We start from the raw sequence: 13205 nt of genomic DNA, 5'->3' as shown, positions 1-13205 counted from the left end.
ACCCCTACTTCCGCGAGTCGCTCAGCACCGTGAACGTGATGCCCGCCCGCCGGAGCCGGTCGATGAGCGCGTCGCCCATCGCCACGACGGTGGTGACCTGGCCCGAGACGTCGGGCAGGTCGTCGGTCGCCAGGCTGAGCGCCGACTCACCGAGCATCTTGGCGGTCTCGTCGTACCCGGGATCGCCGCCCGCGACCTCGGTGACGACGCGCGCCCCGCCCCCCTGGCCGAGGAAGGTGACCTTGAACCAGCTCCTGGCCCGCTGCTCGGCACCGGGACCGTCGCCGGGGGCGAAGCGCCGCAGCAGCAGGGAGCGCGCCGGGGGGATCTGGGCGAGCAGGCCGAGCGCCCCCGCACCCACGGCGAGACCGAGGGCGGCGGGTAGTGCCTTGACCGCGAAATGGTGGCGGTAGGTGAAGTCGGGGCCGTAGCACTCCAGCGCGCGGGCCGAACGGGCGACGACCTGCGGGTCGAGCGTGGGCAGCGGCAGGGCCCAGCCCCCGACGTAGCGGATCGATCCGGGCCCGCCGCGCGCCTTCCTGCTCCCGGAAACCGCCACGGCTCCCGGCGAGGTCGCGGAACCCGCCGGGGCCGCGGAATCGGCCAAAGCCGCGGGACCCGCCAAGGTCGCGGTCCGGGAGCCCGCCGTGGCCTCGGTCACGGACGACCCCGCCTCGCCCCCGGCACCGGCGGTCCCGGTCGCGGGCGCGGGACGCGCCCAGGGGCGTTCTTCGAGTTCGCGGCGGAGGCGCGCGGCCTCGGCCGACTGCCGGAAGCGGGAGATCGCCATCACGGCGGAGTGCATGGTGCCGCCCGACGGGGCACCGGAGGCCCGGACGAACCCGCTGACCTCCAGCGGCACCCCCTGGGGCAGGTGCTTGACGGTGAAATAGGCGCCGAGGTCGTGCGGGATCGAGTCGAAGCCGCACGAGTGCACGAGCTTGGCCCCGGTCCGCCTGGCCCGCTCGTGGTGGCGGATGAACATGCGGTCGACGAACTCGGGCTCGCCGGTGATGTCGGCGTAGTGGGTGCCCGCGTCGGCGCAGGCGGCCACGAGCGGCTCGCCGTAGGTGAGGAAGGGCCCCACGGTGCTCGCGACGACCCTGGTCTGCCTGACGATCTCCACCAGGGAGGCGGGGTCGGTCGCGTCGGCGTGGAGCAGTGGCAGCTCGGGCAGGCCGATCCGCTCCCTGACCGCTTCGAGCTTGGCCCGGTTGCGCCCGGCCAGGGCCCAGCGCAGGGAGGGACCGGCGTGGCGCGCGAGGTAGTCGGCGGTGAGCGCCCCGGTGAACCCGGTGGCGCCGAACAGCACGATGTCGTACGAGCGGTCGTCAGGCATGGGCCGAGAATCCTCCCTGTCAGGGCCGGACGCAAGCTGTCAAGGCCGGACGCGAGACCTACCCCGGGCGTGGCTCGATCATCCGGGACGAGCGCGGCGGCCGCGTTCGCCCTCGGACGAACGCGGGTCCCGCCGCGCTCCGCTCCCTCCTCCTGGTGAACGCGGGTTCCGCCACGTCCCCGCGCCCACCCCGGACGGACACGGGTTCCGTCACACCCCCGCGCTCACCTCTGCACGGGTGCGGCGGCGAGGCGGGGCAGGACGTTCTCGCCGAACCAGTACGACTCCTCCAGGTGGGGGTAGCCGGACAGGACGAACTCTTCGATGCCGAGGGAGGCGTACTCCTCGATCCGCTCGGCGACCTGAGAGTGGCTGCCGACCAGGGCGGTTCCGGCGCCGCCCCTGACGAGGCCGACCCCGGCCCAGAGGTTCGGGTGGATCTCCAGGTCGCGGGCGGTGCCGCCGGCGAAGCCCTCGTGCAGTTCCAGCATGCGTTTCTGGCCGACCGACTCGCTGCGGCCCAGCAGCTTCCTGGCCGAGACGATGTCGGCCGGGTCGATGGCGGCCAGCAGCCGCTCCGCCTCCGCCCAGGCGTCGCGTTCGGTGTCGCGGGTGATCACGTGCAGCCGGATGCCGAAGCGGAGCTTGCGGCCCTGCTCCTCGGCCAGCTCGCGGACCCACTCGATCTTCTTCGCCACCTGCTCGGGAGGTTCGCCCCAGGTGAGGTAGACGTCCACGTGCCTGGCCGCGACCGGCCCCGCCGCACGCGAGGAACCGCCGAAGTAGACCTCCGGGACGGGGTCGGGCGTCTCGGAGACCATCGCGCCCTCGACGCGGTAGTGCGTGCCCTCGAAGTCGTACGGGGTCCCGCTCCAGGCGCCGCGCACGACCGACAGGAACTCGTCGGTGCGCTCGTAGCGTTCGTCCTTGGACAGGTGGTCGCCGAACCTGGCCTGCTCGACGGTCTCCCCGCCGGTCACCACGTTGAGCAGGAGCCTGCCGCGCGAGAGCCGCTGGTAGGTGGCGGCCATCTGCGCGGCCAGCGTCGGGGACATGAAGCCCGGCCGGAACGCGACGAGAAACTTCAGCCGTTCGGTCTCGCGGGTCAGCGCGGCGGTGACCAGCCAGGCGTCCTCGCACCAGGTGCCGGTCGGGGTGAGGACGGCCTCGAAGCCGAGCTGCTCGGCGGAGCGGGCGACCTGCGCCAGATACTCGATGTCCGGTGCGCGGAACGCCGCCGCCTCCGAGCGGCCGTGCCCCCTGGCGAGGCCGTGGCCGCCCCCGGTGAGCACCCGGCTGTCGCCGGCGGTGGGCAGGAACCAGTGGAACTTCATCGGGTGCCTCCAGTCCCCGGCAGGGGCGTCACGAGGGGTTCTCCAGCGTGGCGTCGAACCGGGTGTCGACGACGTCGGCGAACTTGACGGGTACCGGGATGAGCTTGGCCTCGCTGAAGGCGTCGGCCACCAGCTGCTCGCGCTCGACGACGTCCCCGGCGAGCTTGAGGTCCTTGAACGAGCTGCGCTTGATCGCCGTGCCGACGATCCCCGGATCGAGGCCGGTGAGCTCGGAGTAGACCTTGGTCCACTCGTCCTGGTGGTCGTTGGCCCACTGGTGCGCCTTGCGGATCCGGCTCACCCAGTCGCCCAGCGCCGCCGTGCGGGCCGGGTCGGCGAGGGTGTCCTTGCCGGTGATCTGGAACTCGAAGCCGTTGGCGTAGCCCTCGCCGTCGACCAGGATGCGCGCCTTGGTCTGGGTCTCGGCCTGGGCGGTGTAGGGGTCCCAGATGGCCCAGGCGTCGATCTTGCCGGAGGAGAGCGCGGCGAGGGCGTCCGGCGGCTGGAGGTACTGGGGCTGGATGTCCTCGAAGCCCAGGCCCTCCTTCTTCAGCACGGCCAGCAGGTGGAAGTTCGCGGAGCTGCCCTTGGCCACGGCGACGCGCTTGCCGCGCAGGTCGGCCGGGGCCTTGATGGGCGAGTCGGCCGGGACGACGACGGCCTGGCCGCCGACCCCCTTCTCCGCGACCGCGACGACGGCGATCTTCGACCCGGCCGCGGCGGCGAAGACCGGCGGGGCGTTGCCCACCGCGCCGAAGTCCAGGGAACCGGCGTTGATGGCCTCCAGGATCGGCGGCCCCGAGGTGAACTGGGACCAGGTCACCTTGTACTTGACGTCGTCGAGCTGGCCGGCCGCGGTCAGCAGCGCCTGCAGGCCGGTGCCCTTCTGGTCGCCGATGCGCAGCGTCACCTGGGACAGGTCGACCGAGCCGTCGGCGCGGACGGCCTGCTCCTCCCCCGCCCCGCAGGCGGCGGTGACGGTCAGGAGCAGTGCCGCGGCGAACAGGGCGGTGATGCGACGTTTCATGCGGTTCCCTCCGGGATGACGCCCAGCCGGTCGAGCAGGATGGAGCGCAGTGCGACGAGATCGGGGTGGTCACGGTGACGGGGCCGGGGCAGCTCGACCCTGGACTCGTGGGCGATGACGCCGTGGTCGAGCACCAGGACACGGTCGGCCAGCAGCATGGCCTCGTCCACGTCGTGGGTGACGAGCAGGATGCCGGGCCGGTGCCTCGCCCACAGGTCGAGCACGAGCCGGTGGATGGTGATGCGGGTCAGCGCGTCCAGGGCGCTGAACGGCTCGTCCAGCAGGAGCAGGTCCGGCTCGCGGACCAGCGCCCTGGCCAGGGAGGCCCGCTGGGCCTCGCCGCCCGACAGGGTGAGCGGCCAGGCGCCGCGCAGCTCGCCGAGGCCGACCTCCTCCAGCGCGGCCAGCGCGGCGGCGCCCGGGTCGGGGGCGCGCAGGCCGAGGGCGACGTTGGCCAGGACCCGCCTCCACGGCACGAGCCGGGGTTCCTGGAAGGCCACGGCGACCGTGCCGCCGACCTCGACCCCGCCCTCGGCACCGGGGTCGAGGTCCGCGAGCACCCGCAGGAGGGTGGACTTGCCCGAGCCGCTCCGGCCGAGCAGGGCGACGAACTCGCCCTGGCCGATCTCCAGGTCGATCCCGTCGAGGACCCGCCGCTCCCCGAACGCGCGGGTGAGCCCCCTGACCGCCGCCGCCGGAGCCACCGTACGGGACGGAGCCGCGGAGGGCGGGGCCTTCGCGGACGCCTTCGTGGAGGCGTTCGCGGAGGGCCGGGTCCTCGTGGCGGACCGGGGCTCGGTGCGGGCGGGGGTCTCGGGGTGGGACGAGGTCAGCGTGACAGGAAGTTCAGCCGCCATGACAGGGCCCTCCTCTCCAGCAGGCGCACCACGGCGTCCGTCAGCAGGCCGAGGATCGCGTAGACGATCAGGCCGACGACGACCACGTCGGTGCGCAGGAACTCCCGGGCATTGTTGATCATGTATCCCAGCCCGGCGTCCGCGTTGATCTGCTCGGCCACGATCAGCGCCAGCCAGGCCACGCCCAGGCTCTGCCGCAGGCCGACGAGGGTCTGGGCCAGCGCGCCCGGCAGGACGATCTGGGTGACCGTCTCCGTACGGCTCAGCCGCAGCACCCGGGCCACCTCGGCGAGCTTGCCGTCGACGCCGCGGATCCCGGAGAAGGTGTTGAGGTAGAGCGGGAAGAGCACGCCGAGGGCGACCAGGGCCACCTTGGGGATCTCCCCGATGCCGAACCAGAGGATGAACAGCGGGATCAGGCCGAACAGCGGCAGCGCCCGCAGCATCTGCAGCGGCGGGTCGACGGCGTTCTCGCCCACGCGGCTGAGCCCGGCGATCAGGGCCAGGCCGATTCCGGCGACCGCGCCCAGGGTGAAGCCGATCGCGGCCCGCTGGAGCGAGACGGCGATCGCCTCGGGCAGGACGCCCTCCTGGACGAGGCCGGCGGCGGTGGTGAGGATCTTGAGGGGGGAGGCGAGAAGCCGTTCCGGGAGGAGCCCGGTGGCGCTGGCGATCTGCCAGACGACGACGATGACCAGGGGGCTGACGAGGCGCTGCCAGGCGGCGGCGGAGGACAGTGGGACGCGTGACGGCGGTGGCACGGCCCGCTGTCGCATCCCCGCGTCGACGGCGGGAGCGGACACGGAAGACCTCATTCACGGCGGGAGGCTGGGTTCCCGTTCATGGTCCGACAAATAACCCACAAAGTCAATCGGAAATACATGATTTAGCCGATAACGCGCCACAGTCCCGCGATTGGTAGGTTTTCCGTAAAGGACGAAGGCATACGCACGCGGAGGAGCTGGCACGGTGGAGGTCGAGCAGACGGCACTGCCCGGTATAGGACTGCGACACGAGTTCACGACGCGGTCGGGCCGGCGCATCGGGATCGTCTCTCACCGCACCGGCCGTCGCGACCTGGTGATATACGACCCCGACGATCCCGACCGCGCGTGCGAGACCATCAAGATGAACGACGAGGAGGCCGACGCGCTCGCCGAGCTGCTCGGCGCCCCGCGCATCGTGCAGCGCCTCAACGACCTGCACCGCGAGGTCGAGGGCCTGGTCAGCCTGCAGCTGCCGATCGTTCCCGGCTCCCCCTACGCCGGCCGCCCGATGGGTGACGCGCGCGTCCGCACCCGCACCGGCGCCTCGATCGTGGCCGTGGTGCGCGACGGCCAGGTCTTCGCCAGCCCCGCCCCCGACTTCGGGCTGGCCGAGGGCGACGTGGTGGTCGTGGTGGGCAGCCCCGAGAGCACGTCCGCCGTCTCCGACATCCTCTCCGGCGGGTAGGGCACCGGGTGCACACTGCGATTCTCTTCCTTGAGCTCGGTGCTGTCCTTCTCGGGCTCGGCATACTTGGAGCACTCGCCCTGAAGGTGGGCATCTCGCCCATCCCTCTCTACCTCATCGCCGGCCTGGCCTTCGGCACCGGCGGCATCCTGCCCCTGGCCACCAGCGAGGAGTTCATCTCGGTCGGCGCCGAGCTCGGCGTCATCCTGCTGTTGCTCACCCTCGGCCTGGAGTACAACGCCGACGAGCTCGTGACGAGCCTCAAGAGCAACGCGCGCGCGGGCGTCGTCGACCTGGTGCTCAACGCCGCACCGGGCGCGATCGCCGCGCTGCTGCTGGGCTGGGGTCCGGTGGCCGCCATCGCCATGGCCGGTGTCACGTACGCGACCTCCTCGGGCATCACCGCGAAGGTCCTGTCCGACCTGGGGTGGATCGGTAACCGCGAGACGCCGGTGGTGCTGTCGCTGCTGGTCTTCGAGGACCTCACGATGGCGATCTACCTGCCGGTCCTCACCGCGGTGCTGGCCGGGCTGAGCCTCGCCGGCGGCGCGGTCACCGTGGCGATCGCGCTGGCCGCGGTCAGCGTCGTGCTGCTGGTCGCGCTCCGCTTCGGCAAGGTCATCGAGGCGTTCGTCTCCAGCCCCAACTCCGAGGTGCTGCTGCTGAAGGTCATCGGGCTCGCGCTGCTGGTCGCCGGGGTGGCCCAGCAGCTGCAGGTCTCGGCCGCGGTCGGCGCCTTCCTGGTCGGCATCGCGCTCTCCGGCGAGCTGGCCGAGGACGCCCAGGCGCTGCTCACCCCGATCCGCGACCTGTTCGCCGCGGTGTTCTTCGTCTTCTTCGGCCTGCAGACCGACCCGACCAAGATCCTGCCGGTCGCCGGGCTGGCCGCGCTGCTCGCCCTGATCAGCATGATCACGAAGCTGCTCACCGGCGCCTACGCCGCCCGCCGGGCGGGCATCGCCAAGGCCGGTCAGGCGCGAGCCGGTATCGCGCTCATCCCCCGGGGCGAGTTCAACATCGTGATCGCCGGGCTCGCGGTGGCCGCCGGGGTCCATCCCGACCTGGGGCCGCTGGCCGCCGCGTACGTTCTCATCCTCGCCGCGTTCGGCCCGCTGGCCGCGCGGCTCGTCCAGCCCTTCATCACCGCCATCGCCAAGCGCGCCTGAGATCCCTGTCCGGCCCGCCGGGACGGCGGGCCGGACAGGGATCCGTCACGGGCCGGTCATCCGTCCTGGAGTACGGACAGGACGTTGCCCGCCGGGTCCTTGAACCACGCGATGGGCGGGCCCTCCTCCCGCATGACACCCCTGTCGTCCTGCGGGAAGCCGTCGTACCGCTCGAAGACCACCCCGCGCCCGACCAGCCCGTCGACGGCGGCGTCGATGTCGTCCACCGGGAAGTTGAGGACGGTGTACGAGGCCGGGACGTGGCCGGGCCTGGGGTAGACCAGCACGTTTCCGCCCCCGGCGAGGTGCAGGGTCAGCATGCCGTTCTTCTCGGACACCTCCAGTCCCAGGGTCTCCGCGTAGAACCTCCTCGCCGTCTCGACGTCGTCCACCGCGAACCCGCTGAACGCCCTGGTCTGCCGGAACATGGGTCTCTCCTTCTCTTCTCGTCGTCCGTCGGACAGGTCATCGCCGCGCGGCGGCGAGATACTCCTGGCTGAGCTCGATGATCTGGAGGTAGTTGCCGTCCGGGTCGACCAGCGTGCCGAACAGGCCGGCCTCCCGCCGCTCGACCTCGACCAGCCAGGTCACCCCCAGGCCGTCGAGGTGCGCGGCCGTGGCGCGGGCGTCCTCCACGTGGAAATTGAAGATCACCCGTCCGGGCTCGGCGGTCGCCGGGGCGACGTCGTCGCGGGCCTCGAAGAGGACCCGGAGACCGCCGAAGTCGATGAAGCCGTCTCCGGAGTGCTCGGGTTCCAGCGCGGCGAGGTACCAGGCGTGCAGCCTGGCCGGGTCGGCGCTGCCGAACAGGATGCTGCCGAGGGCAGAGGTTTTCACGGCGTCGTCCTTTCCCGCCCCCGAGGGGAACGGTTCTTCCCGTCTTCCGGTCTCCCGACCCCGTTCCACTGACGGATTCCCTTCCGGTCAGGTATGCCTTCCGGTCGGGGATTCTCCGGTGACGGATCGCGGGCGCCCCCCTGCGGGGCGCCTCACCGGGGACGTCGGAGCCCGCGACGCGTTCTCGACGTCTCGCACCGGATTCCCGGAAAAAAATCCGGCACCCGGCGGTGACCGCCGGGTGCCGGAAAAGGTGTGGGTGAAGCGGGCTCAGTTCGTGACGACGCCTCCTTCCCATTCCGCGGCGAGCAGTTCGTAGGAGCGGACCCGGTCGGCGTGGTCGTGGGTGATGGTGGTGACGAGCAGCTCGTCGGCGCCGGTGACGTCGCGCAGCACGCGCAGCCTCTCCGCGACGGTCCGCGGGGAGCCGACGAACTGGGTGGCGAGCCGGTCGGCGACCAGCGCGCGGTCCTCCTCCGTCCACTCGTGGGCCGCCGCCTCGGCCGGTGTCGGGAACGGGATCGCCCCGGCGCCGGTGCGGATGCTGCGGACCCAGAGCCCGTAGGGGGAGGCGAGCTCCCTGGCCGTCTCGTCGTCCTCCGCGACGACGACGTCGGCCGAGACGACGAGGTAGGGCTCGGTGAGGACCTCCGAGGGCTTGAACGCCTCCCGGTACGCCTCCGCGGCCTCCAGCACCCCGGACGGGCTGACGTGGTAGTTCGCCGCGAACGGCAGTCCCCGCTCCCCCGCCACCTGCGCGCTCTGCCCGCCGCTGCTGCCCAGGATCCACAGCGCCACCTCCGCGCCCTCGCCCGGCGTGGCGTGCGCGGCCACCCCGTCGGAGGAACGGTAGGTACCGGCCAGCAGCGCCGCGATGTCGTCGACCTGGTCGGCGAAGTCGGGGCTCTCCGCGCCCGGCTGCTGCAGCAGCGCGCCGTACAGGGAGAACAGCGGCGACCTGGCGAGCGCGGCGAAGGAGAAGGGCTCGGGGATGAGCAGCCCGTCCACGACCCTGGCGGGCTTCGGCGGGGGCGGGGCCTTCTTGGCCGGCTCCGCGAACTCGGCCTCGCGCCGGCCGGAGCGGCCCAGGCCGAGATCGATGCGGCCCGGGTGGAGGGCGTCGACGAGACCGAACTGCTCGACCACCGACAGCGCGGTCTGGTGGCCGAGCTGGACGGCTCCCGAGCCGACCCTGATCGTGCCGGTCGCGGCGGCCACCAGGGCGATGAGCACGGCGGGGGCGGCGCTGGCGACGCCGGGCGCGAGGTGGTGCTCGGCCAGCCAGTAGCGGCGGTAGCCGAACCCCTCGGCCCGCCGGGCCAGGTCCAGGGTGTTGCGCAGCGCGTCGCCCGGGGTGCCGCCGGAGGGGATGGGGGCGAGGTCGAGGATCGACAGGGGGATCGACAGGGGGGAGGTCACGGCCGCCCCCCGTCCCGCGCGTCCTCGTTCCGTGCGCCGTCCGGGCCCGGGGTCCCGTTCTCGGGGTCCTCGTGCCGCGACCCTTCGGGGCTCTGGCTCTCAGGTTGCTCGGAGTCCTCGTGCCGGGGGAACGGCCTGCTGGGGATCTCCGCGCGCAGCACGGGGGCGATGTCGCTCTGGAAGAGTTCCAGGGCCGCCCGGTGCTGCTTGTCGGTGAGGCCGTCCGCGTCGGCGTGCAGGTGCATGACCTCGTGCCCGAGCCGCTCGTGGTAGCGGTGGACCTTGTCGATGATCTGCTGCGGGCTGCCGACCAGGATCGAGCCGCGTTCGATCGCGTCCTCCAGGGTGTGGAAGACCGGTTGCGCCCCGACCTTCTTGAACAGCTCCAGCCGGGCGTTGAAGATCGGCCGGTAGGTCTCGATCGCGTCCTGGGAGTTCTTCGTCGCGTAGTAGCCCGCGGTGCCCGCGCCCACCAGGGCGTCGGCGGGGTCGTGGCCGTGGAACTCCCAGCGTTCCCGGTAGTGGCGGACCAGTTCCTCGTACGGCTCGACCGGGTTGCTGACGTTGGCGGAGAAGAGGGGGTCGCCGTACAGGGCGGCGAGCTCCACCGACTCCTTGCTGGTGGCGCTGCCGTGCCAGACGCGGATGGGCCTCTGCAGCGGGCGCGGCCAGGTCTCCGCGTCGGTCAGGGGCGGCCGGAACGTGCCCGACCAAGTCACCTTGTCCTCCCGCCACAGGCGGCGGAACAGCTCGTAGCCCTCCCGGTTGCGCTCCCACTGGTCCTCGCCGGTCACGTGGAACAACTGGGCCTGCGCGGCGCCGTTGCCCTTGCCGATGATGAGTTCCAGGCGGCCGCCGGAGAGGTGGTCGAGGGTGGCGTAGTCCTCGTAGGCCCGCACGGGGTCCAGCAGGCTCAGCGTGGTGACCGCGGTGAACAGCCTGATCGCCGACGTCCTGGCCGCGATGTGGCTGAGCACGACCGGCGGGGAGGAGGAGATGAACGGGCGCTCGTGCCGCTCCCCGACGCCGAAGCCGTCGAAGCCGAGCTCCTCGGCGAGCACGGCGTTCTCGACGACCTCGCGCAGGCGCGCGTTGGTCGACTTGAGCTCGCCGGTGATGGGGTCGGGGCCGTGGACGATCAGGGTGATGGCCAGAAATCTCATCGTTCGTTCTCCAGGCCCAGGTGGCCGCGCAGCGTGGTGGTCTCGTACTCGGCGCGGAAGACCCCGCGCTCCTGCAGCAGCGGTACGACCCTGTCGACGAAGTCGTCCAGGCCGCCGGGGGTGAGGTGCGGCACCAGGATGAAGCCGTCGGAGGCGTCGCCCTGCACGAACTCGTCGATCTCCTCGGCGACGCGCGAGGGCGAGCCGATGAAGGACTGCCTGCCGGTCACCTCGATGATCAGGTCGCGGATGCCGAGCTTCTTGGCCTCGGCCAGGGCCCGCCACTCCGCCGCCGTCTTGAGCGGGTCGCGCGACATCCGGGTCCGGCCCTTGATGATCGAGTCGTCCGAGACGTCCGGGTCGATCTCGGGCAGCGGGCCCTCGGGGTCGTAGGCCGACAGGTCGCGGTTCCACAGCTGCTCCAGCAGCAGGATCGCGGTCTGCGGGCTGACCTGCTGGCGGCGGATGTGGTCGGCGTTCTCCTGGGCCTCGGCGTCGGTGTCGCCGAGCGCGAACGTGGCACCGGGCAGGATCTTCAGGGAGTCGGGCGACCGGCCGTGCGCGGCCAGCCTCGACTTGACGTCCCGGTAGAAGGCCTGCCCCTCCTGGAGCCTGCTGTGCCGGGAGAAGACGGCGTCGGCGGTGGCCGCCGCGAAGGCCCTGCCCCCCTCGGAGTCCCCGGCCTGGATGGTGAGCGGGCGCCCCTGCGGGCTGCGCGGCACGGTGAAGTGGCCGCCGATGTCGAAGTGGGTGCCCCGGTGGGCGAACTCCCCCGCCTCCGGCCTGGCGAACGTGCCCGCCTCCGGGTCGGCGACGAGGTCGCCGGCGGCCCACGAGTCCCAGAGCTCGTTGACGGTCCGCACGAACTCCTCGGCCCGCTCGTAGCGCCGCGCGTGCTCCAGGAAGCCGCCCCTGCGGAAGTTCTCCCCGGTGAACGCGTCGGAGGAGGTGACGACGTTCCACCCGGCCCGGCCGCCGGACAGGTGGTCGAGGGTGGCGAGCTTGCGGGCGAGCTCGTACGGCTCGTTGAAGGTGGCGTTGATCGTCCCGGCCAGGCCCAGGTGCTCGGTGACCGCGGCCAGGCCGGAGAGCACGGTGAGCGAGTCGGGGCGGCCGACCACGTCGAGGTCGTGGATCCTGCCGCGCTGCTCGCGCAGCCGCTGCCCGTCCGCGAGGAAGAAGAAGTCGAACCTTCCGCGTTCGGCGGTCCGCGCCAGATGGGTGAAGGAGGCGAAGTCGATCTGGCTGCCCGAGGCGGGATCGCTCCAGACCGTGTGGTTGTTCACGCCCGGGAAGTGGGCGGCGAGGATGACCTGCTTCATCGTCGGCTCCCTGCGTAGCGGCTGGCGGGTCGGGGCAGGCGGAGGTGGCCGCGCAGCGTGTCGGCCTCGTACGCGCGGCGGAAGGCGTCGCGCGCCTGGAGCTCGGGCACCAGGCCGCGGGTGATCGCCTTCAGGTCGGTCGGCAGCACGGCCGGCCGCAGCCTGAAGCCCTCCAGACCGGCCGCGCGCCACTCCAGGAGCAGGTCGGCGAGCTCGCCGGGCGTGCCCGCGAAGATCGCGGCGTCGGAGGTGTGGGCGGCGCCGTCGAGCTCGTCGAGCCGGACCCCGCGCTCGCGGGCGTCGTCCCCGTTCTCCGCCAGGAACACGACGAGGTCCGCGAAGATCTTCAGCTCTCCGGCGTCCGGGTCGCGCACCTCGCCCTCGATCTCGCGCACCTCGCCCACGATGGCCCGTACCTGCCCGGTGTCGTGCGGCGTGACGTGGACGACGTCGGCCCCGCGCGCGGCGAACTCGTACGGCAGCCGGGCGTGTGCCAGCGCGGTGACCAGCGGCTGCCCCTGGGGCGGCCGCGGCACGATGGAGGGCCCCTTGACGGTGAAGCGCTCGCCCTCGAAGTCGACGTAGTGGAGCCTGTCGCGGTCGACGAACCGGCCGGTGGCCACGTCGCGGATGACCGCGTCGTCCTCCCAGCTGTCCCACAGGCGCCGCACCGCCTCGACGGCGTCGGCGGCGTCGCCGAACAGCTCCCGCACCAGGGGGGACCTGTCGATGTCGGCGAGGTCCTCGGGCCTCAGCTCGGGAACCTCCCTGCGGCCGAAGTGGGCGGCCTCGGTGTGGCGCCCGGAGATCTGGGCGCGCCACCCGGCCCGCCCGGAACTGACGTAGTCGAGGGTGGCGATGGAGCCGGCGACGTGGAAGGGCTCGGTGTGCGTGGTGGTGACCGTGGGCACCAGCCCGATCCTGCTCGTCAGCGGGGCGATCCTGGAGGCCACGAGGACGGCGTCGAGACGCCCGCGCACCTGGTCGGTACGGCCGTCGTGGCCGTCCAGGCGCGTGGTCTGCAGGGCGAGGGAGTCCTCGATGGTGACGAAGTCGAGGAGGCCGTGCTCGGCCTCGGCCACCAGGGCGGCCCAGTAGGCGGCGGTGAACAGGTCTTTCGGGGAGGCGGCGGGGTCACGCCAGGCCGCGGGATGCCATCCTGCGCCGTCGAGCGCGACGGCGAGATGCAAAGGAACTGCCGACATATGACGACAATAACACTAAAACCCTTAATCTCTACATGTTTAGTCGGTTATATCGCCGGAGCCCGCTTGGCGGACCGGCCGCGT

Annotated in this window: 13 protein-coding genes; 2 read left to right on the top strand and 11 right to left on the bottom strand. The window is 72.2% G+C overall.

The window, feature by feature from the left end:
* Nucleotides 1–4: 4 nt before the first annotated feature.
* The 5 genes from AC5L38_RS27525 to AC5L38_RS27505 all read right to left on the bottom strand — a co-directional run bounded on the left by AC5L38_RS27525 (nt 5) and on the right by AC5L38_RS27505 (nt 5360).
* Nucleotides 5–1339: a saccharopine dehydrogenase family protein gene (locus AC5L38_RS27525; protein WP_495245710.1), complete on the bottom strand. Its 1335-nt coding sequence runs from the start codon at nt 1337–1339 to the stop codon at nt 5–7.
* 224 nt (nt 1340–1563) lie between these two features.
* A complete protein-coding gene (locus tag AC5L38_RS27520; RefSeq protein WP_495245709.1) occupies nt 1564–2673 on the bottom strand; it encodes an LLM class flavin-dependent oxidoreductase in 1110 nt (369 codons plus the stop codon).
* Nucleotides 2674–2701: 28 nt separating this feature from the next.
* On the bottom strand, nt 2702–3700 hold the full coding sequence (locus tag AC5L38_RS27515; RefSeq protein WP_495245708.1) for an ABC transporter substrate-binding protein: 999 nt from the start codon (nt 3698–3700) through the stop codon (nt 2702–2704).
* On the bottom strand, nt 3697–4557 hold the full coding sequence (locus AC5L38_RS27510) for an ABC transporter ATP-binding protein (RefSeq protein ID WP_495245707.1): 861 nt from the start codon (nt 4555–4557) through the stop codon (nt 3697–3699). Before AC5L38_RS27510 ends, AC5L38_RS27515 begins: the two co-directional genes overlap by 4 nt.
* Nucleotides 4530–5360 carry an ABC transporter permease gene (locus tag AC5L38_RS27505; RefSeq protein ID WP_495245706.1) on the bottom strand — a complete coding sequence of 277 codons (831 nt, stop codon included), beginning with the start codon at nt 5358–5360 and terminating at the stop codon, nt 4530–4532. The genes AC5L38_RS27510 and AC5L38_RS27505 overlap by 28 nt, the downstream gene beginning before the upstream one ends.
* Before the next feature lie 166 nt (nt 5361–5526).
* On the opposite strand from AC5L38_RS27505, the gene AC5L38_RS27500 reads away from it, so the two are divergent.
* Together AC5L38_RS27500 and AC5L38_RS27495 are read left to right on the top strand one after the other, a co-directional pair.
* On the top strand, nt 5527–6009 hold the full coding sequence (locus tag AC5L38_RS27500; protein WP_495245705.1) for a cation:proton antiporter regulatory subunit: 483 nt from the start codon (nt 5527–5529) through the stop codon (nt 6007–6009).
* Nucleotides 6010–6017: 8 nt separating this feature from the next.
* Nucleotides 6018–7175: a cation:proton antiporter gene (locus AC5L38_RS27495; RefSeq protein WP_495245704.1), complete on the top strand. Its 1158-nt coding sequence runs from the start codon at nt 6018–6020 to the stop codon at nt 7173–7175.
* Nucleotides 7176–7231: 56 nt separating this feature from the next.
* On the opposite strand, the gene AC5L38_RS27490 is transcribed toward AC5L38_RS27495, so the two are convergent.
* The 6 genes from AC5L38_RS27490 to AC5L38_RS27465 all read right to left on the bottom strand — a co-directional run bounded on the left by AC5L38_RS27490 (nt 7232) and on the right by AC5L38_RS27465 (nt 13121).
* Nucleotides 7232–7603, bottom strand: coding sequence for a VOC family protein (locus tag AC5L38_RS27490; RefSeq protein WP_495245703.1), 372 nt, complete (start codon nt 7601–7603; stop codon nt 7232–7234).
* Between the two features lie 37 nt (nt 7604–7640).
* Nucleotides 7641–8012 (bottom strand): VOC family protein, encoded by a 372-nt coding sequence (locus AC5L38_RS27485; RefSeq protein ID WP_495245702.1) that lies wholly within the window; start codon nt 8010–8012, stop codon nt 7641–7643.
* Nucleotides 8013–8282: 270 nt separating this feature from the next.
* Complete coding sequence (locus AC5L38_RS27480; protein WP_495245701.1) at nt 8283–9431, bottom strand: MsnO8 family LLM class oxidoreductase; 1149 nt, start codon at nt 9429–9431, stop codon at nt 8283–8285.
* Nucleotides 9428–10594 (bottom strand): LLM class flavin-dependent oxidoreductase, encoded by a 1167-nt coding sequence (locus AC5L38_RS27475; RefSeq protein ID WP_495245700.1) that lies wholly within the window; start codon nt 10592–10594, stop codon nt 9428–9430. Before AC5L38_RS27475 ends, AC5L38_RS27480 begins: the two co-directional genes overlap by 4 nt.
* Nucleotides 10591–11916 (bottom strand): NtaA/DmoA family FMN-dependent monooxygenase, encoded by a 1326-nt coding sequence (locus AC5L38_RS27470; protein ID WP_495245699.1) that lies wholly within the window; start codon nt 11914–11916, stop codon nt 10591–10593. Before AC5L38_RS27470 ends, AC5L38_RS27475 begins: the two co-directional genes overlap by 4 nt.
* Nucleotides 11913–13121, bottom strand: a complete 1209-nt coding sequence (locus tag AC5L38_RS27465; protein WP_495245698.1) for an LLM class flavin-dependent oxidoreductase — start codon at nt 13119–13121, stop codon at nt 11913–11915. The genes AC5L38_RS27470 and AC5L38_RS27465 overlap by 4 nt, the downstream gene beginning before the upstream one ends.
* Nucleotides 13122–13205 lie beyond the last annotated feature (84 nt).

This window comes from Streptosporangium nanhuense, assembly GCF_059358815.1.
The sequence above is the reverse complement of the archived record's forward strand: the minus strand, read 5'-3'. Positions and strand labels throughout refer to the sequence as shown.